Genomic DNA, 18,735 nt, shown 5'->3' with positions numbered 1-18,735 from the left:
TTATTATGAAACTCGTGTTAAAATCACTATCTTTGCAGACCTTTAAAAATAAAATAGTTTCATTATGAAATGTGGAATCGTAGGATTGCCGAACGTTGGTAAATCAACTCTGTTTAACTGTTTGAGCAATGCAAAAGCTCAATCTGCCAATTATCCTTTCTGTACTATCGAACCTAACCTGGGTACGGTATCAGTACCGGATCAAAGATTATTCGAGTTGGAAAAATTAGTAAATCCTGAAAGAGTTTTACCGGCTGTTGTGGAGATTGTAGATATTGCAGGTTTAGTAAAAGGAGCCAGCAAAGGAGAAGGTTTAGGAAACCAGTTTCTTGCAAATATCCGCGAATGTGAAGCAATTATCCATGTTTTAAGATGTTTTGATAATGGAAACATCATTCACGTAGAAGGTTCCGTAGACCCTTTGAGAGATAAAGAAATTATTGATATTGAACTTCAGCTGAAAGACCTTGAAACAGTAGGAAAAGCAGTTGATAAAGCTAAGAAATTTATCAAATCAGGAAAAAAAGAAGACATTCTTAATTATGAAACGCTGCAAAGCCTTCAGAAGTTTCTTGAAGATGGAAGAAATGCAAGAGAGTTTCCTGTAAATGATCTTACAAAACCAATTATTGACGATATTCAGCTATTAACAAAAAAACCTGTACTTTACGTTTGTAATGTAGATGAGAATTCTATTAAGAATGGAAACGAATGGGTGTCCAAAATTGATGAAATGGCTCAAAAAGAAGGATCTGAAATTGTGGTTTTGGCTGCTCAGATTGAAGCTGATATCAATGAGCTTGAAACTTTCGAAGAAAGAGAAATTTTCCTTGAAGAGCTGGGATTAGAAGAACCCGGAGTTAACAGATTAATCAGAAAAGCATATGATCTTCTCAAGCTTCAGACGTATTTTACTGCGGGTGTAAAAGAAGTAAGAGCATGGACTATCGGACAGGGATGGACTGCTCCTCAGGCAGCCGGAGTTATCCATACTGATTTTGAAAAAGGATTTATCCGTGCAGAAGTAATCAAATATAACGACTACGTACAATATGGTTCGGAATCAAAAGTAAAAGAGGCTGGAAAACTATCTGTGGAAGGAAAAGAATATATTGTTCAGGATGGTGATATTATGCACTTCAGATTCAATGTATAAAGTATAAAAGAAATATTAAAGTTATAGTAATTAAAAAACGCTTCCATTAATTTGGGAGCGTTTTTTTTTAACAAAAATGTGCATCCGTTAATAACGACATTCCTTTTGTGCGCAGCTTGGCGAAATGGTTGTACAACCGTTAGGATAATCCGGAAGCGGAGGGTCGCAGGGATAAGTAGGACATGCGATAGGCTGTTTACAGTCAAGCATTCCTCCGACGATTGTTTTTAATTCTTTTTTTGTCAGTTTTTTTGCTTTCATAAAGTCTTGGTTTTTCATATGTATTGATTGGTAATTGTTTAATAAATCAGGGTAAGAAATGATCATCCCTAAAGTGCCTGTACATTTAAAAATGCATTTTTACAGTAACTAAAGTGTTTATTAATAGTTGATCCGTTAAAATAGTATAAAACCATTCTTATGCAGAATGGTCTTATAAGAAAAGTTTTGCGGTTGGGATTATGGAAGTTCCGGACGGCACTCAGGCTCTGCACATCCCAGTGAAAAGATCCTGCAACCGTTGGTTTTCGGATCACGGCATTGCATCAGGCCTCCTGTAATTGTTCTTAGCTTTTTTTTATTTAATCTTATTCCGCTTTGTAAATTTTGTTTTTTCATGATGATCGTGTTAATGATTTAGTAATAAATATGCTTCTAATCTATTTCCTTTTATTGAATCTGAAAACATCAATTTTCAGCCTTATTGAATTAGTACAAAAAACCACTCTTTGGAAGAGTGGCTTCGTAAAAAATATCAATTTAAGGAATGTATCTGCATTGAAATTCTGCACACTGACGCCCGTAAGCGATGCATTGATTGGTATCCGGATCCACACACATTTGTAGTCCACCGGTAATTGTTCTTAACTCTTTTTTGTTTAATTTTTTTCCTTTTTGGAGATTCAGATTTTTCATATTATGATTTTAATAAATTAGTTTAAACTAAGTTATGAAAAATATTTATTGTATGTCACTATATTATGAAAAATATTTACATTAACAATAAATGATTGGAATTCAATATTTGTGTAACTTTATATATTTGAATTTTACAAATACTCAATTATGGAAAAAATAGGGCATGCTTCTCTGGAAGATTTTTATAGGGAAATGACTGCAAAGCTGGGGAAGGATATTGAAAGTATTTTTCCAAAGGGTTTGCATAAAGATATTGGTCATTTTAATGTATTTGATATTGCTCAGACCATTGAAAAGGTAAAGACAACTTCTGAAATGCCATATAACAGAAGAAAATATTATAAGATAAGCCTGATCCGGGGACGGAATAGAGCAGAATATGCAGATAAGGTTATTCCCATAAAAGAGAATGCGCTATTATTTGCAACGCCTAAGGTTCCTTATCACTGGGTTCCTGAAGATCCTAATCAATCGGGTAGCTTCTGTGTATTCACTGAAGATTTCTTTATTAAGGATAAATCTCATAATACGCTTGAAGACTTGCCTATATTTCAACCGGGAGCATTCCCCGTATTTGAAATTGATGCAGCGTTAGCAGATGAAATTGAGGTACTTTTCAGGAAAATAAAAACTGAAATTGAGTCTGATTATATTTTTAAATATGACCTGATCCGCAATTATGTACTCGAATTGATCCATTACGGACAAAAGTTACAGCCGGCTACAAAATTGTCGACCTCCAATGATGCTTCTTTACGAGTTGTTTCTTTATTTATAGAGCTATTGGAACGACAGTTTCCCATTGAATCCTACGATCAGAGAATCCAGCTTAAAACAGCAAAAGATTACGCAGACCGCCTGTCTGTGCATGTTAATTATTTAAACAAAAAACTTAAAGAAAATACAGGAAAGACTACGACGGAATTTATAGCTGACAGGCTTATCCAGGAGGCTAAAATACTATTGAAGCAAACCACCTGGAATGTTTCTGAAATATCGTATGCGTTGGGTTTTGAGGAAATTGCTCATTTTTCAAATTTCTTTAAGAGAAAAACTTCATACAATCCATTACAGTTTCGTTCCTGATTTGAATTTTGCAAATTTCAGATTGATTGAAGCAAACATCTGTGTCTCCAAATACCAGAACTTTGTCCCATTAAAAACAACGAAAAAATGAATTCAAAAACAAAAATTGCCTTAATAACCGGTGGAAGCCGTGGAATAGGAAAAAATTCAGCCTTGAGAATAGCTGAAAAAGGTCTCGATGTTATCATTACTTATAAAAGCAGTAAAGAAGAAGCTGATGCTGTAGTCAATGAGATCAAGGCATTGGGTAGAAATGCTGCTGCTTTCCAATTGGATACACGAGATGTGAAAAGTTTTGATGCCTTTATAAAAAATGTAACAGATCATCTACAGGAGCACACCGCAAGTCCGAACATTGATTATTTAATTAATAATGCCGGAACTGCTTTATATTCTCCGATTACTGAAACTACAGAAGAGCAACTGGATGATATTATAGATATCCATTTCAAAGGAGTATTTTTCCTTAGTCAGAAGTTCTTGCCTTTTATGAATGATGGAGGTGGAATTATCAATATTTCATCCGGTTTGGCAAGAGTAGCGCTTCCGGGATCGTCAGTATACGGATCTATGAAAGCAGGGGTTGAAATGCTTACAAAATATATGGCGAAAGAATTAGGTGCGAGAAAGATTAAAGCTAATGTCGTGGCGCCCGGAGCTATAGAAACCGATTTTGGAGGTGGAAGAACACGTGATAATAAAGAGGTTAATGCTTTGGTTTCAAACATCACAGCTTTAGGAAGGGCTGGACTTCCGGAAGATGTAGGTGGAGTAGTCGCTTTTTTGTGTACGGAAGATGCAGGATGGATCAGCGGTCAGAGAATCGAAGTGTCGGGAGGAATGGCGTTGTAAGATAATATCAAGGATATAATAATGAATAAAAGCAGTAGGAATCTACTGCTTTTTGCTATCTTTAATGTAGAATAATAATTGTCTGATGAACGATCTTACCGGTTATGATTAAAGAATTTTTAAGCCAGTTTCCTTACATTTTACCTGCGATTGAAATACTCTATCTTGCAGGGATCTTTTTTCTTGCGGTGAGAATTATCATGGATACCAGAAACACCAGCAAAACGTTGGCTTATCTGCTACTGATCGTCTTTTTACCCATAATAGGGATCGTGATTTACTTTGTTTTTGGTGTTAATTACAGGAAGAATAAGTTCTATACATTCAAGATTGAAAGAAACGAGGAAATCTATAACAGGATTAAAAAATATATCAAAGAAACGCATTATGAAACTCTTGGTATCAGAAAAAAAGAGCTGGAGGATTTTATAACGACCGTTAATTTTCTTTATCATGGCGGACACTCACCCCTGACCCGTAAAAACAAGGTAGAAGTATTGATTAACGGAGAGGAGAAATTTCAAAAAGTTTTTGAGGTTCTTGAAAATGCGCAACACCATATTCATCTTGAATATTATATTTACGAAAATGATGATATAGGTAATAGACTTGCGGATTTACTGGTGAGAAAATCTAGGGAAGGTGTTATTATCCGTTTTCTTTATGACGATATGGGAAGTGGTAAAATCGGAAAGAAACTGCTTGCAAGATTAAGAGAAGCCGGAGTAGAAGTTTCTCCTGTCAACAAAATTACTTTCAGGGTTCTCGCCAACAGGGTCAACTACAGAGATCACAGAAAAATTATTATTGTTGACGGAACAAAAGTTTTTACAGGTGGAATCAATGTTTCTGATAAATATATCAATCCTAACCCTACACAATATTGGCGCGATATGTATTCCTGAGCAATTGGATATTTGCAACCGAAAAAATTCCTCCTTTGTCTGAAGACTATTTCAATTATAAGGATGATGAAGAAGGAAGCACAATTATTCAGGTAGCCGCCAGTGGACCGGATACCAAGCCTTCCATCATGCTGAGTACAGCTTCTGCTATTCTTTCGGCCAAAGAAAAAGTATATATTGTTACCCCTTATTTTATTCCCGTAGAAACAGTTCTCAATGCCATCAAACAAACTGCTATTGCCGGACTTGACGTACGGCTTATGGTTCCTGAGTCCGGAGATTCTGTTGTGGTAAATGCAGCTGCTTATTCCTATTATGAGGAATTACTGGAAAGTAATGTGAGAATCTTTTTTTATAAAAAAGGGTTTATACATGCTAAAACGATGATCATAGATGATCTTTTTTCATCAGTAGGTACTGCAAATATGGATGTGAGGAGTCAGGAGCTGAATTTTGAGGTGAATACTCTTGTATTTGATAAGGAAATAAACCGGGAGATTGAGCAGGTATTTCTTCATGATATGAATGATTGCTCTGAAATTCATCTTAATGAATGGAGAAAAAGACCTAAGCTAAAGATTTTCTTTGAACATTTAGCCCGCTTGCTTTCTCCACTCATCTGACCAGGTACCTTTACCTATGTGCTATATTTTAGATAGATTTTCAATTGCCCTTTCTAACGTTTCCTCTTTTTTTGCAAAGCATAACCTGATCACGTTTTCGTTCATCTTGTTTTTGTAGAAAGAAGAGAAGGGAACACTGGCTACTTTATGGGTCACTGTCAATTCGCTGGCAAAGTCAAAATCATTTTTATCCGATATCTTATCATACTTTAAAGCCTGAAAATATGTTCCTTCACAATCAAGTAATTCGAATGAAGTAGTCGAAAGCCCTTGCCGTAGAAAATCCCTTTTTTTCTGGAAAAATTCATTCAGGTGGTTGTAATGTTCATCATCTTTCATATATTCGGCTAGCGCCAGCTGAATGGGTGTGTTCACGCTAAACACATTGAACTGATGAACTTTTCTGAATTCGTCGGTCAGGATTTTTGGAGCTGCACAATAGCCCACTTTCCAGCCTGTAACATGAAAAAGCTTTCCAAATGAAGCTATCAGAAGGCTTCTTTCCCTTAGTTCTGGATATTTGCAGATACTTAAATGCTGTTTTCCGTCGAAAACAATATTTTCATATACTTCATCACTTAAAATGAGAATCGGTGTATCTTTTACGATATGAATAAGCTCCTGAATATCGCTTTCCTTTAAGATCCTTCCCGAAGGATTATTAGGATTATTAAGAATGATCATTTTGGTTTTTTCATTAACCATTCCTTTTACAGCATTCCAATCGATCACATAATCCGGGGCCTTCATTTCAAAACGCCGGATAACTCCTCCAAAAAGTTCTACGGTCGGCTCATAACAATCATAAGCCGGTTCAAAAATAATCACTTCATCGTCTCTCTTGATGAACGTGGCTATGGCTGTAAAAATAGCCTGTGTTCCCCCTGCCGTTACTGTAATTTCTGAGTCGGGATGATAAATGGCCTGATGGCTGTTTTCAATTTTCCTGGCAATTTCTTCCTTTAATCCAATCATCCCTCCCATGGGAGCATATTGATTAAACCCTTTTTTAATGAAATTATCCACGTAATTCAGTAATTCTGGATCCGGCATAAAATCCGGAAATCCCTGAGATAAATTGATGGCTTGATTTTCATTTGCCAATTGAGTCATCTGACTGAAAATAGTAGTTCCAACATTGGAAAGCTTGGAAAGAGGAAGCTGTATCATTGACTGTATTTTATATACTTCGAATTTAATTTATTTTTTCCAATACAGAAGTATGGATATAAGAAAAGGTTACCCAATTCGATAACCCTGATGTTTATTATTTGTGATTTTATTTTTTTGAGTATATATAAAAGATTATTTTATCCATTCAAATATTTTGATTACTTGATTACTATTTTCAAAGCCATCTACAGGGAAATAGGTAAGGGTATCTTTTTTTAAAATCTGGCTCATTATTCCGGCGATGTTTTTTTTATGATCAGACATGATTTTTATATTATTTTTCTCCAATATTCTTACGATAAATTCCGAGCAATAATAGGCTTTGTTGTTTTCCTCAAACTTAAAATCAAAATTGATATTTTCTTTTTCAGATTCGCGAAGGGTCTGTTTAATATGCTTAAAACTTGCGGTATCAATATTTTTAAGTTTCCAGATAGACAAATAATTCAGGTCTTCAGGACTGATGAATTCGTCTATACTATCAATATAAAGATTGTTATTGTTTTTATTTTTGTCCACATACACATGATAAATGGTTAGGATATTATTGTTGACAAAACCAATTCCCAAATGAGAAGCATATTTATTATTGATATTAAAGTCTTTTGCGACATTTCCCAGTTTTCCTGTTGTACCTCTTTGTATTAAATAAATGGCCTCACTATTCAGTTCAATATTTTTAATTTTATATTTTAAAGAAGGGTCTTTATGAAAAGAGAAAACTGCTATTATGAGCGCAAGGCCCATAACAGCAATTAAGAAATTTATTTTTTGATAAGGAAATGCAATTCTCATAGTTTACTTAGCTCCTAGTATAGCTCCTGTTATAATACCACCAACCACACCTATTCCTGCTCCTACAAGTGCTCCAACAGGACCTGCTACTGCAAATCCAATGATACCACCGCCTACCATACCGATCATACCGCCTGTAATCCATAACGGTTGTTTACCGGTTGGAATTCCTGTAATCAGGTAATTTCCTTGTTCAGCATTGTATTTGTAGTCATTGATATTCTTAATCATTGATTTTTCATTAGCCGGAAGATTGTTATATGCTGCATTCGCCTCTAAATGAATGATTGAACCGTTATTAATTGTTATCGCTAATGATTTTGCAGCACTTGAAATATTTAATTGTTGAACAGCCTGTGCAAAAGGTACCTGCATTAAACTTACTGTTTTGTTAATAATATTATTAACCTGATCAAGTGGTAATCTTTCATCCGTTGCAATTTGAGCTTTTTCGTAAAATGTATTCAGATCCTGCTGATTTAAAACATAGCCCGGATTTTGAGCAAACTTACTTCGGATAAATTCGAATCCTGCATTTACAGCCTGAGGATCTGTAAAATAAGTACCATTGGTAAAGCTTAGAGCTGTTTTAGGTAATGATTGGGTTGATTGGTAGTTTTCATTTTGCAGGTTTGTGTTGTCTTCGCCACAAGAATTAAACATACATTGTGTAGTTGCCAGTCCGGCAAGGACCAGAAGCGTTTTTGTTTTCATAGGTTAAAGTTTTTGTTTTTTTGGTAGACTAAAAGTATCATGATAGTAAACATCCCGATACTGTGAATTTGTAAGTGTTGGTGTTTTTTTAATAAGTGTTGTTAATCGGAGGTTAACTGTAACCAACATGAAAATGAATAAAGAGCTGTTCGGATATGAACAGCTCTTTTTAAAAACTTTGGATTTTATTTTGAAATAATCAATTTTTGAGAATTTATTTTATTGGCTGATTTAATTTCAACAATATAATTCCCCTGAATAAGATGCTCAGTATTTAGTTTTATATTCTGGCGGCCGCTTTCAAGGTTTTCTGATTTTTCCAGCACTGTTTTTCCCGATGTATCAAGAACTCTTATGGAAACAGGTCCTCTTGAGGATAGATTTGTTTGAATATCCACATAGTTTTTAGCGGGGTTAGGAACCAGTCTGTACTCATTATCCATCGCTGTTAACTCTGCCTTGCCAATAGCTTTGATATCAATCTGAGGTGCTGTATTGCCAATATTAGCCTCTCTGGAAGGGACTGTTGATTTGGAATAACAGAAAGTGAAGCATCTTGTACATACCAGTAGTTTTCCTTGCTTTTCAGTAACACATATCGTATATGTACCAGGAGTGGCATAAGTATGGGTTAAAGTGGAAAAAACATAAGGAGATGTTGTTCCGTCACCCCAGTTTACAGTGTAGCTACTGCCCGGATTATTGGGTGTTGAAACAAGAATTGGATTGGTAAGAGTTAAATTCACAGTTCCTGTGTTATTACCTTGTGTACTGAATGATGTTTCAAGTTTAAAGTCTGCTGTACATCCGTCACATGATTTGATGCAAATATTGTCGAAGTATACTCTCTCGCTTGGGCTTGAAGTAATGTCTGGCGATATCATTACTGCTGTTGAATTGTTCAATACATTATTGAAGTCAGTCCATGTACCTCCCGGCATGCTCCATGTACCTTCTGAATTACTTGGAAAAGCTGAGCTCGTAGCTAAAGCTAATGGAGCACGTACCCGGACCCATCCGCTATTAGGGGTTACTGTAGCATTGGCAACAAACGTAATCGCCTGATTTCCTGAAAGAATGTAAATAGTAGGATGGAGTGGGGCATTAAAACCTCCGTCTTTTTCAAGATAAAAATCGAAATACAGACATTGTCCCAGGAATCTTTGGCCTATGTTTTTATAGTCAACAGGATTGATGAACCAGGACCCACCGGAAAGATCATCTAGTATAAGATATTGTGAACCGTCTAATGTATTGGGGCTGCCAAGGTTGTAATTGACAGCGTTGTTTACAGGATCCAGCTGCCAGTTTCCTAAAGGATTACTGGTACCGTTAAAATCAGAACAAGGAGCTTGTGCATTCATCAGAAGGCATCCAAGGAACAAATAAATCGTTAAAAAATATATTCTTATCATAATGTGCTACTGGTTTTATCAATCAAAAACCAGAAAAAACTTTAGTTATTAGTAATTTGTTTATGAACTTGTTATAAATGTATTACGATATCTGATGCCAGGGTATTGTGATTTAATAAGTGTTCCTGCTTCACTAATAAGTGTTATGTAATTTCTCTTAATTGTGATTTAGCGTCTGGATTCAAACGATATTTTACATACATATAAAATATCCCTCCATCCAAAATATTATGTTGGATGGAGGGATTTTGCTTTTTGAAAAATCGGATTAGGATTTATTCCAATTGTTCAATTTTATTTAAGAAATCATTTTTCTTACGGACGGAAACATCCAGAACAGAGTTGTCAGTCATAATCACCTGTCCTCCTTTTCCTTTGATGTATTCTTTTAAGTGGCTCAGATTGATGAGGTGTTTATGATGAATTCTGAAAAAATTATAATCGGAAAGAAAATCTTCAAATTCATGCAGTGTTTTCGATACAATAACCTTTGTTTTATCACTCATATAAAATGTAGTGTAGCTGGAATCCGCTTCGCAACGAACAATATCTGCGATATTTGTAAGCTTGAATCCCTGCATAGTAGGTAGGCTTATTTTATTCTGGTGAACAGCCGGTGTAGAAGTTCTGTTCTTTTTGTTGATTTCCAGAGCTTTATTTACAGCGATAATAAAATCCATCTTTTTGATAGGTTTCAGAAGGTAATCCGTTGCTCCATTTTTTATGGCCTGGATCGCAAAATGTTCAAAGGCGGTAATAAATATGATCTGCGAGCTGATCTCCTTGAATTTTGAAAGCAAATCGAATGCGGTACCGTCTTTTAGCTGGATATCTAAAAATAAGATATCCGGAGCGTTTTTCAGAAGATTAACATAGGCTTCTTCTACGCTTGAGGCCTGAAACGAAATCTGTATATCCGGAAACTCATTCTTCAGCAGGAGAGAAATATAATCTCTTCCGTCTTGTTCATCATCAATGATGCAGGCTTGTATTTTGGTTTTCATAGGGGGGCATATATAGTTTAATTTGTGTACCTTGTTTTCCGTCCTTTTCGGAGAGATTATTCAGCTCCAACGTTATATCAGTCTCAAAAAGCTGCCTGAATGTTTCAATCCTTTTTTGAGATAATTTCACTCCGAAAGAATTGGCTTTTGCAGATTCCGGTCTTTTTTCCATTCCCACGCCATTATCCTCAATAGTAATACAAAGAAGTGAATCGGTATAATCAAATGTAATCCTGATATTTCCTTTTCGATCCTTTAAACCGGAAACACCATGTTTTATGGCATTTTCTACAAACGGCTGTATCAGTAATGATGGGATCATCCAGTTTTCATCTGTATTTTTTGAACGTGTTATGGTGTAGTCGAACTGATCCTTTAAACGTAATTTTTCCATATTCAGATATAGAGAAAGGTATTCAATTTCCTCTTTGATCTGCATAAATGTCTTTTCAGAATAGTGTAACGTTTTTCGTATCATCTGAGCAAATATGTTTAAATAGTTTTCAGTTTCCGCATAATCTTTTTTGTAGAGCAAAAACTGAATAGAATTGAGACAGTTATAAATGAAATGTGGATTTATTTGTGCCTTGATGGCCTGTAACTCAAGTTCGGCAATCTTCTTTTCATAATAAAGCGTTTCGAGTTTTTTGTTTCTTTTTCTCTGAAAGTAAATAGTAACCACCACAAAAATAAGTGAGCATCCTATTATAATGATGAAGAATTTAAACCACCAGGTTTGCCAGAATTTGGGCTTAATTTCAAATGCTATTGACGAAAATGTATAGGATCGTTTTCCATTATAACCGAGCCCGAAAACTTTAAAAGTATATTTCCCCGGCGGAATTGAATTAAACATGATTTTAGATGAATTGCTTATTTGCCATTCGTCGGTCAGACCTTCGACTTTATACTTGAATTTGATCATACCCTGAGAGATATAATCCGGAAAGCTGAGGTCAAAAGTTATTGTGTTGTCAGGTGTTTGCCCTTTAATTTCCTGATTGAGATCAAATATCTCTTTATCCCCTACGGTTACAGAATTAATGACTACTTTTTTATTGATAAACTTCTGCTGGGTTAACAAGTTGTGAATAGGTAAGATACCCAGCCCTTTTGAAGTTCCGGCATAAATGGTGTCGTCTTTTATAACGCATCCGGCGACTACGTTAGAGGGAAGCCCATCGGTTTGTGTGAAATTATCGATGGCCAGTTTTTTCCCTTTTATTTCTATCCTGCTCAAACCGGAGTTGGTACTCGCCCAGAAAACGTTTTCATTTTCAACTTCGATTTTTTTTATCTGGTCTGTGGACAGACCATCTTTTTCAGTGATTCTTTTGAGGATCTTTTTGTTATTAAAAATCAGGACTCCATTGAGATTGGTTGAGCCTACATATACATCAGGCTTAAGTTTTTTGATATCTTTGAAGTAATATCCCTCAATAAATAGTTTTCTTTTATTTGTTTTTACATTCATTTTATACACATCCTTAAAACTTCCAACAAAGACACTATCTTTGTCGTAGCGTAGGGCTGTATAGGCTCTTTCATTAAACAGGTCAGATTTGGCCCCGGTAATGAAATTATAAAGTGTAAGACCCTGGGAAGTACAGAGGAGTATTGAACTGTCATTATAAGGGATTATATTTTTTAAGCTATAATCACCAATGGTTGTAATTTTTTTATTATCGGTATTGTATTGGTACGTTCTTAAACTAAGCCCCAGTATAACACTATTCCCTTTTGAAAACAGGGCCTTTGTTTCAATTTTCCTATTTTTTTCAAGGGATACATCAATGATGGTATTCGATTTTAAAATGCCGAATTTTGCCTCATTGTACCCCATGATAATGTTTTTACCACTTTTTCCGATAGCTGTAATGTAGGAAGAATTATTCTTTACAGGAAGATGGATATAATTGTTGAAAAACTTATCTGTAATAAAGTAAATACCATTGTTTCTGGTGGAAAACCAGATGTTTTTATCCTTGTCTACGAGGATATGATTCATGACAAAATCATTCATGATCTTCATGGGCCGGGATAGGTTCCCATCCTGTAAAGTATTTTTGTAATAAAGAACTCCTCCTTTATCTAAACATACCCACAATCTGTCGTTACGGTCAATAACAAGCTGATGGATCGGTTCTCCAACAGAAAACGACTGCGTTTTAATGAATTCAAATTTGTTTTTTCGTTTGAAGATATCAATAGTATTTCCACGGTAAGCAACTAAGAAGTCCCCCTTTCTGTAGATGGCACTTTTTGGTAATGAAATATTGCATAGTATTTTCTTTCTTGTGAGGATATCATATGCTATAACTTTTTGGGTATCATCTGTAAGGTAAAGCAGGTGGTTGGCCACATCCATACTGAATATATAAGGATTACGACCCACTAAGGGAAAACCTGCATGTAAGGAAAGAGGAATTGTTGTTACTTTTCCACGTCTGTATATATAGATATCTTTTGGATTGTTGGCTGTATATATACAAACTGAATCTCCACTGCTGTAAGTATGGGAAGTGTCACGGAATTTAAGTTTCCTAAGCTCTTTGTTATCATCCGGATTGATGATTTTGCCATTTTTCAGATAGGCAAAATCACTCAGGTAGGTTACGATGAAAATCTCACCATTAGATAGAGGGTTGCACCCAAGGATATCAATGTTTTTAAGCCCGCTTTTTTTATTGTATTGTTTAAATTCCTTACCATCAAACCTGAAAAGTCCATTATCGCTACCAATCCAGATAAGTCCTTTGTCATCCTGACTCATAGAATAGGTATAAGAGCTATTCAACCCGTCTTTCTCACTATAATTTACCAATCCCGGGATTTGAGAAAATGAAAGAAATGGAAAAAATAGTATTACTAAAAATAGAAGAAAATCACGTAGGTTTTTCACTTGATCTTGAATAATGATGTAAATATAAAATTTGCTTGATAATAATGCAAAACATATTACATAATATTGAAAAAAATGAATTAGAAAAATTCGGATAATTTTAAGCATTTTCGTACTTTTGTGTGTTTGCTGAAATAACTTATGTCACAAGAAATAAATCCAATCTATTCAGAAGATAATATCAGAACCCTCGATTGGCAGGAACATATTCGTTTGCGTCCCGGTATGTACATCGGAAAGCTTGGAGATGGTTCTTCCGCCGATGATGGTATTTACATTTTACTTAAAGAAATTCTGGACAACTCTATCGATGAGTTCAGGATGAAATCGGGTAAGAGAATTGAAATAAAAGTAGATGACGGAAAGGTAACGATTCGTGATTTTGGCCGGGGTATTCCACTTGGGAAAGTGGTGGATGCCGTTTCCAAAATGAATACCGGAGGTAAATACGACAGTAAGGCCTTTAAAAAGTCCGTAGGATTGAATGGTGTTGGTACAAAAGCGGTTAATGCGCTTTCTGATTATTTCAGAGTAAGATCTTTCCGCGACGGAAGAATGAAGGTTGCGGAATTTTCACGTGGAATCATTTCGGAAAACCATGAGGAAAAAGATACTTCGGACAGGAACGGTACTGAAATTTCGTTTATACCCGATGGAGAAATCTTTCTTCATTTCAAATACAGAAAAGAGTATATCGAAAGAATGCTCCGGAACTATGCATATCTGAATCCGGGACTGAAGATCATTTTTAACGGGGAAACCTATTATTCAGAAAATGGACTTAAAGATCTGCTAGAAGAAGAACTGGAAAGCGAAATTCTATATCCGATCGTACACCTGATGGATAATGATATTGAAGTAGCTATTACGCATTCGGATAAATCACAGACTGAAACCTATTTTTCTTTTGTGAACGGGCAGAATACAACGCAGGGAGGTACCCACCTTAATGCTTTCCGTGAAGCATATGTGAAAACAATCCGTGAGTTTTTCAACAAAAACTTTGATGCTTCGGATATCAGAAAATCAATCATTGCTGCCATTTCAATTAATGTAGAAGAACCTGTTTTTGAATCCCAGACCAAAACAAAATTAGGATCTAATGATATGGGCCCTAATGGTCCCACTGTAAGAACCTTTATCATTGATTTCTTAAAAAGCAAACTGGATAATTTCCTGCACAGAAACCCTGAGATTGCAGAAGCCATTCAACGGAAAATTTTAATTTCCGAAAGAGAGCGAAAGGAACTTTCGGGAATTCAGAAACTGGCAAGAGAGCGGGCGAAAAAAGTATCGCTTCATAATAAAAAACTGCGTGATTGCCGTCAACATTATAATGATCAGAAGGCAGAAAGAAAAGGGGATACACAGATCTTTATTACCGAGGGAGATTCCGCATCGGGATCCATCACGAAATCAAGAGACGTAGAAACGCAGGCTGTATTCTCACTGAAAGGGAAACCATTGAACTGCTACGGACTGACCAAGAAAGTAGTGTATGAAAATGAAGAATTCAATTTATTGCAGGCCGCTTTAAATATTGAGGAAAGTCTTGAAGATCTGCGATACAATCAGGTTATTATTGCAACTGATGCGGATGTCGATGGAATGCACATCCGTCTTTTAATGATTACATTCTTCCTGCAGTTTTTCCCGGACCTGATCAAGAACGGGCATCTTTATATCCTTCAGACACCTTTATTCAGGGTGAGAAATAAAAAAGAAACCCGGTATTGTTATACGGAAATGGAAAGGGTAAAGGCTTTGAATGAACTAGGAAAAAACCCTGAAATTACACGATTTAAAGGGCTTGGAGAGATTTCTCCCGATGAGTTTAAACATTTTATAGGTAAAGATATCCGCCTGGAGCCTGTAGTTGTTGGAAAAGATCAGACCATAGAACAGCTTTTAGAGTTTTATATGGGTAAAAATACACCGGACAGGCAGGTTTTCATTCTTGAAAATCTTGTTGTAGAAGACGGGGATATTGATAGCAGAGAACTAATAAGCGAAGTAGAAAGTTAAATAGATCCCTCCAAAAAACTTTTTTGTTATAATTAATCTTTAAAAAACTTAAATGGCATAACCTTTAAACTTAAACACAAATAACAATGAGATTAAGTAACCGTAATAAAGCACCGGGCTACAACTTTATTAATACCCTCTTAATAATGTTTTTAATAGCCGGAATTGTGTCCTTCTTTTTAGAAGAATATAAATTTAATATTTTAGGAACAGAAAGCTATCTGCTGATTATTGTACCGGTAATTATGTTATTAGCTTTCCATCTTACCGGAAGACAAATATTTGAGTATGATAGTGATGGAGAGGCTCTCAATTTCAAAAACAGGAACATCATTCCATTTTTAGATAAACCTTTAAGTGATGAATTTCCAAAATACAAATTAATAAAATACGAGATCGTCAATTTACTCTTTGTAAAAAGATTATATATTACAATTTCAAGTAAGAATAGTGGGTCAACCATGTTGAAATACGAAATTTCTTACCTGACGACAAAAGAAGTAAATGATTTGAAATTCTCTTTAAATAAAGTAGTAAAAGCGAATAACGAGAAAAACGTTAAAAACGAATAATGACAGAAGAAAATTCACATGAAGGCGAAAGCCTGAAGAAAGTTTCCGGACTTTATAAAGACTGGTTTCTGGACTATGCTTCTTACGTGATTTTAGATAGAGCGATTCCATCGGTCTACGATGGATTAAAACCCGTTCAGCGAAGAATTATGCATTCCATGCGTGAGCTGGAGGACGGGCGGTACAATAAGGTAGCGAACATTGTAGGAAATACAATGAAATATCACCCCCACGGGGACGCTTCTATTACTGATGCCATGGTACAGATCGGGCAGAAAGAGCTTCTGATTGACACTCAGGGAAACTGGGGGAATGTCTTTACCGGAGATTCGGCTGCAGCAGCAAGGTATATTGAAGCCAGATTAACCCCTTTTGCACTGGAGGTAGTTTTCAATCCTAAGACAACGGAGTGGGCAAAATCTTACGATGGACGAAATAACGAGCCTATAGATCTTCCCGTAAAGTTCCCTTTACTTTTAACGCAGGGAGTAGAAGGGATTGGTGTAGGATTATCCACGAAGATACTTCCTCACAACTTTAATGAACTGATCAATGCTTCAGTAGCTCACCTTAAAGGAAAAAAGTTTGAACTTTTCCCAGATTTCCTTACAGCAGGGTATCTGGACGTTTCTGAATACAACGACGGACAAAGAGGTGGTAAAGTACGTGCAAGAGCCAAAATTACACAGACCGATAAACATACTTTGGTTATCTCTGAACTTCCCTTTTCCAAAACAACCAGTGATCTGATAGATTCTATCCTAAAGGCTAATGAAAAAGGTAAGATCAAGATTAAAAAAATTGAAGACAATACGTCCGATACCGTAGAAATTCTGATCCATCTCCATAATGACGTATCACCGGATAAAACAATTGATGCGTTATATGCCTTCACAGATTGTCAGGTAACAATTTCTCCGAATGCGTGTGTAATTGTGGGGGATAAACCAATGTTCCTGAGTGTTTCTGAAATCCTGAGAATGAATACGGATCATACCGTTTCATTGCTGAAAAAAGAACTGGAGATTGAACTTCACGAACTTCAGGAAAGCTGGCATTTTTCTTCATTGGAAAGGATTTTCATCGAAAACAGAATCTATCACGATATTGAAGAAGTAAAGACATGGGAAGAGGTAATCAAAACTATTGATGCAGGATTAAAACCACATACCAAGCATCTTTTGAGAGCCGTAACTGAGGAAGATATTCTGAAGCTGACAGAGATCAGAATCAAGAGAATTTCCAGGTTCGACTTAGATAAATTTAAAGAAAATATTGCTGCTCTTGAAGGTAAGATAGAGCAGGTTAAACATAATCTTGCTAATCTTATCGCTTATGCTATCGAGTATTATTTAAATATTCAGAAGAAGTACGGTAAAGAAAAGCAGAGAAGAACCGAATTAAGAATTTTCGATACCATTGATGCTACAAAAGTAGCCGTGGCTAACGAAAAATTCTATGTAAACCGTGAAGAAGGATTTATAGGAACCTCATTGAGAAAAGATGAATACCTGTTCGATTGCTCCGATATCGATGATATTATAACTTTTAGAAAAGACGGAAGTATGAAGATCGTCAAAGTAGAGGCAAAAACCTTTATCGGAAAAGATCTCCTGCATGTGGCTGTCTGGAAGAAAAACGACAAGAGAACAGTGTATAATATGATCTACCGTGAAGGTAAAGAAGGTCCGTATTATATGAAACGTTTCTCCGTGACGGCGGTGACAAGAAATACAGATTATCCTCTGGCATCTGATAAAAAAGGCTCCGAAGTGCTTTATTTTTCCGCTAATCCGAATGGAGAAGCTGAAACGGTTACTGTTCTCTTGAAACCGAATCCAAGAATCAGAAAAAATAAGATGGATATCGATTTTTCTGAATTGGCAATTAAAGGCCGTGATTCCAAAGGAAACCTGGTGACTAAATACTCCGTGAAAAAAGTAGATCTTAAGGAAGAAGGTATTTCAACCCTGGCTCCAAGAAGAATCTGGTTTGATGATACGGTACGAAGATTAAATGCTGATGGCAGGGGTACTTTGTTAGGGAATTTTAAAGGAGATGATAAAATCCTGACGATTAATTCCAATGGAGAGGCAAAGCTGGTAAGTTTTGACCTTGGAAACCGTTTTGACGATGATTACCTGATCCTTGAAAAATGGCGGCCGCAGCAGCCTGTAACCTGTATTTATTATGACGGGGAAAAAGAGATGTATTTTATTAAAAGATTCCTTCTCGAAAATAATACCAATCCTCAGAATTTCATGCCTTCGGAGCATAGCAAATCCTTTATTGAGAATGTGATAGTAGCCAACGGATCTACTGCAGAAATCATTTTTTCAAAAGATAAAGGAAAAGAACGTGATCCCGAAACCATAAATATTGATGATTTTATTATGGTGAAAGGTATAAAAGCAATCGGAAATCAATTTACCAAATTCAAGGTAAAAGCGATAAATATTACGGTTCCGGAGATTGAAGAAGAGGAACCGGAAGTATATGAAGAGCCTGAACATACTGAAGGCACTGATGAAGACGGTGGGGTTATCGGTGACCTTTTTGAAGGAGATACTGATAGTGACGAAAATTAAATTTTAA

The 18,735-nt window shown here is 35.8% G+C and carries 17 protein-coding genes; 8 read left to right on the top strand and 9 right to left on the bottom strand.

Annotated elements, in window-relative coordinates; all coding sequences use genetic code 11:
* The first annotated feature begins 64 nt into the window (after positions 1 to 64).
* On the top strand, positions 65 to 1,156 hold the full coding sequence (ychF, locus tag AC0INN_RS08045; protein ID WP_273648269.1) for a redox-regulated ATPase YchF: 1,092 nt from the start codon (positions 65 to 67) through the stop codon (positions 1,154 to 1,156).
* A gap of 87 nt (positions 1,157 to 1,243) precedes the next feature.
* Here the strand turns inward: ychF and AC0INN_RS08040 are convergent, their stop codons facing one another.
* From AC0INN_RS08040 to AC0INN_RS08030, 3 genes are all read right to left on the bottom strand, one after another.
* Entirely contained in the window at positions 1,244 to 1,417 is a 174-nt protein-coding gene (locus AC0INN_RS08040) for a bacteriocin (protein ID WP_273648268.1), read from the bottom strand.
* A 198-nt stretch (positions 1,418 to 1,615) separates the two neighbouring features.
* Complete coding sequence (locus AC0INN_RS08035) at positions 1,616 to 1,774, bottom strand: hypothetical protein (protein WP_273648267.1); 159 nt, start codon at positions 1,772 to 1,774, stop codon at positions 1,616 to 1,618.
* 141 nt (positions 1,775 to 1,915) lie between these two features.
* Entirely contained in the window at positions 1,916 to 2,071 is a 156-nt protein-coding gene (locus tag AC0INN_RS08030) for a bacteriocin (RefSeq protein WP_172278712.1), read from the bottom strand.
* A 150-nt stretch (positions 2,072 to 2,221) separates the two neighbouring features.
* Between AC0INN_RS08030 and AC0INN_RS08025 the strand changes: the two genes are divergently transcribed.
* The 4 genes from AC0INN_RS08025 to AC0INN_RS08010 all read left to right on the top strand — a co-directional run bounded on the left by AC0INN_RS08025 (position 2,222) and on the right by AC0INN_RS08010 (position 5,540).
* On the top strand, positions 2,222 to 3,160 hold the full coding sequence (locus AC0INN_RS08025) for a helix-turn-helix domain-containing protein (protein WP_273648266.1): 939 nt from the start codon (positions 2,222 to 2,224) through the stop codon (positions 3,158 to 3,160).
* Positions 3,161 to 3,247: 87 nt separating this feature from the next.
* Positions 3,248 to 4,012 carry an SDR family NAD(P)-dependent oxidoreductase gene (locus AC0INN_RS08020; protein ID WP_172278707.1) on the top strand — a complete coding sequence of 255 codons (765 nt, stop codon included), beginning with the start codon at positions 3,248 to 3,250 and terminating at the stop codon, positions 4,010 to 4,012.
* A 104-nt stretch (positions 4,013 to 4,116) separates the two neighbouring features.
* A complete protein-coding gene (locus tag AC0INN_RS08015) occupies positions 4,117 to 4,917 on the top strand; it encodes a phospholipase D-like domain-containing protein (protein WP_306612624.1) in 801 nt (266 codons plus the stop codon).
* A 35-nt stretch (positions 4,918 to 4,952) separates the two neighbouring features.
* Positions 4,953 to 5,540 (top strand): phospholipase D-like domain-containing protein, encoded by a 588-nt coding sequence (locus AC0INN_RS08010; protein ID WP_306612622.1) that lies wholly within the window; start codon positions 4,953 to 4,955, stop codon positions 5,538 to 5,540.
* Positions 5,541 to 5,561: 21 nt separating this feature from the next.
* Here the strand turns inward: AC0INN_RS08010 and AC0INN_RS08005 are convergent, their stop codons facing one another.
* From AC0INN_RS08005 to AC0INN_RS07980, 6 genes are all read right to left on the bottom strand, one after another.
* Entirely contained in the window at positions 5,562 to 6,710 is a 1,149-nt protein-coding gene (locus tag AC0INN_RS08005; protein WP_273648264.1) for a methionine aminotransferase, read from the bottom strand.
* 135 nt (positions 6,711 to 6,845) lie between these two features.
* Entirely contained in the window at positions 6,846 to 7,508 is a 663-nt protein-coding gene (locus AC0INN_RS08000; protein WP_273648263.1) for a YiiX/YebB-like N1pC/P60 family cysteine hydrolase, read from the bottom strand.
* A gap of 3 nt (positions 7,509 to 7,511) precedes the next feature.
* Entirely contained in the window at positions 7,512 to 8,222 is a 711-nt protein-coding gene (locus AC0INN_RS07995) for a hypothetical protein (protein ID WP_273648262.1), read from the bottom strand.
* 185 nt (positions 8,223 to 8,407) lie between these two features.
* Positions 8,408 to 9,637: a T9SS type A sorting domain-containing protein gene (locus AC0INN_RS07990; RefSeq protein WP_306612618.1), complete on the bottom strand. Its 1,230-nt coding sequence runs from the start codon at positions 9,635 to 9,637 to the stop codon at positions 8,408 to 8,410.
* A gap of 275 nt (positions 9,638 to 9,912) precedes the next feature.
* Complete coding sequence (locus AC0INN_RS07985; RefSeq protein WP_273648259.1) at positions 9,913 to 10,641, bottom strand: LytR/AlgR family response regulator transcription factor; 729 nt, start codon at positions 10,639 to 10,641, stop codon at positions 9,913 to 9,915.
* Positions 10,610 to 13,465: a sensor histidine kinase gene (locus AC0INN_RS07980; protein WP_306612615.1), complete on the bottom strand. Its 2,856-nt coding sequence runs from the start codon at positions 13,463 to 13,465 to the stop codon at positions 10,610 to 10,612. The genes AC0INN_RS07985 and AC0INN_RS07980 overlap by 32 nt, the downstream gene beginning before the upstream one ends.
* Positions 13,466 to 13,684: 219 nt before the next feature.
* Between AC0INN_RS07980 and AC0INN_RS07975 the strand changes: the two genes are divergently transcribed.
* The 3 genes from AC0INN_RS07975 (at position 13,685) to AC0INN_RS07965 (ending at position 18,728) form a co-directional block, all read left to right on the top strand.
* Positions 13,685 to 15,568: a DNA topoisomerase IV subunit B gene (locus tag AC0INN_RS07975; RefSeq protein WP_172278691.1), complete on the top strand. Its 1,884-nt coding sequence runs from the start codon at positions 13,685 to 13,687 to the stop codon at positions 15,566 to 15,568.
* 86 nt (positions 15,569 to 15,654) lie between these two features.
* The gene (locus AC0INN_RS07970) at positions 15,655 to 16,140 is read left to right on the top strand and encodes a hypothetical protein (RefSeq protein ID WP_273648257.1); all 486 of its coding nucleotides are present in this window, start codon (positions 15,655 to 15,657) and stop codon (positions 16,138 to 16,140) included.
* Positions 16,140 to 18,728 (top strand): DNA gyrase/topoisomerase IV subunit A, encoded by a 2,589-nt coding sequence (locus AC0INN_RS07965; RefSeq protein WP_273648256.1) that lies wholly within the window; start codon positions 16,140 to 16,142, stop codon positions 18,726 to 18,728. The genes AC0INN_RS07970 and AC0INN_RS07965 overlap by 1 nt, the downstream gene beginning before the upstream one ends.
* Positions 18,729 to 18,735 lie beyond the last annotated feature (7 nt).

This window comes from Chryseobacterium subflavum (genome assembly GCF_055762745.1).
The sequence above is the reverse complement of the archived record's forward strand: the minus strand, read 5'-3'. Positions and strand labels throughout refer to the sequence as shown.

Coding starts and splice junctions, on each gene's coding strand:
- AC0INN_RS07970 (WP_273648257.1), top strand. CDS start 15,655: ATGAGATTAAGTAACCGTAATAAAGCACCGGGCTACAACTTTATTAAT.
- AC0INN_RS07990 (WP_306612618.1), bottom strand. CDS start 9,637: ATGATAAGAATATATTTTTTAACGATTTATTTGTTCCTTGGATGCCTT.
- AC0INN_RS07965 (WP_273648256.1), top strand. CDS start 16,140: ATGACAGAAGAAAATTCACATGAAGGCGAAAGCCTGAAGAAAGTTTCC.
- ychF (WP_273648269.1), top strand. CDS start 65: ATGAAATGTGGAATCGTAGGATTGCCGAACGTTGGTAAATCAACTCTG.
- AC0INN_RS08000 (WP_273648263.1), bottom strand. CDS start 7,508: ATGAGAATTGCATTTCCTTATCAAAAAATAAATTTCTTAATTGCTGTT.
- AC0INN_RS08015 (WP_306612624.1), top strand. CDS start 4,117: ATGATTAAAGAATTTTTAAGCCAGTTTCCTTACATTTTACCTGCGATT.
- AC0INN_RS08005 (WP_273648264.1), bottom strand. CDS start 6,710: ATGATACAGCTTCCTCTTTCCAAGCTTTCCAATGTTGGAACTACTATT.
- AC0INN_RS08030 (WP_172278712.1), bottom strand. CDS start 2,071: ATGAAAAATCTGAATCTCCAAAAAGGAAAAAAATTAAACAAAAAAGAG.
- AC0INN_RS08025 (WP_273648266.1), top strand. CDS start 2,222: ATGGAAAAAATAGGGCATGCTTCTCTGGAAGATTTTTATAGGGAAATG.
- AC0INN_RS08040 (WP_273648268.1), bottom strand. CDS start 1,417: ATGAAAGCAAAAAAACTGACAAAAAAAGAATTAAAAACAATCGTCGGA.
- AC0INN_RS08020 (WP_172278707.1), top strand. CDS start 3,248: ATGAATTCAAAAACAAAAATTGCCTTAATAACCGGTGGAAGCCGTGGA.
- AC0INN_RS08035 (WP_273648267.1), bottom strand. CDS start 1,774: ATGAAAAAACAAAATTTACAAAGCGGAATAAGATTAAATAAAAAAAAG.
- AC0INN_RS07995 (WP_273648262.1), bottom strand. CDS start 8,222: ATGAAAACAAAAACGCTTCTGGTCCTTGCCGGACTGGCAACTACACAA.
- AC0INN_RS07985 (WP_273648259.1), bottom strand. CDS start 10,641: ATGAAAACCAAAATACAAGCCTGCATCATTGATGATGAACAAGACGGA.
- AC0INN_RS07975 (WP_172278691.1), top strand. CDS start 13,685: ATGTCACAAGAAATAAATCCAATCTATTCAGAAGATAATATCAGAACC.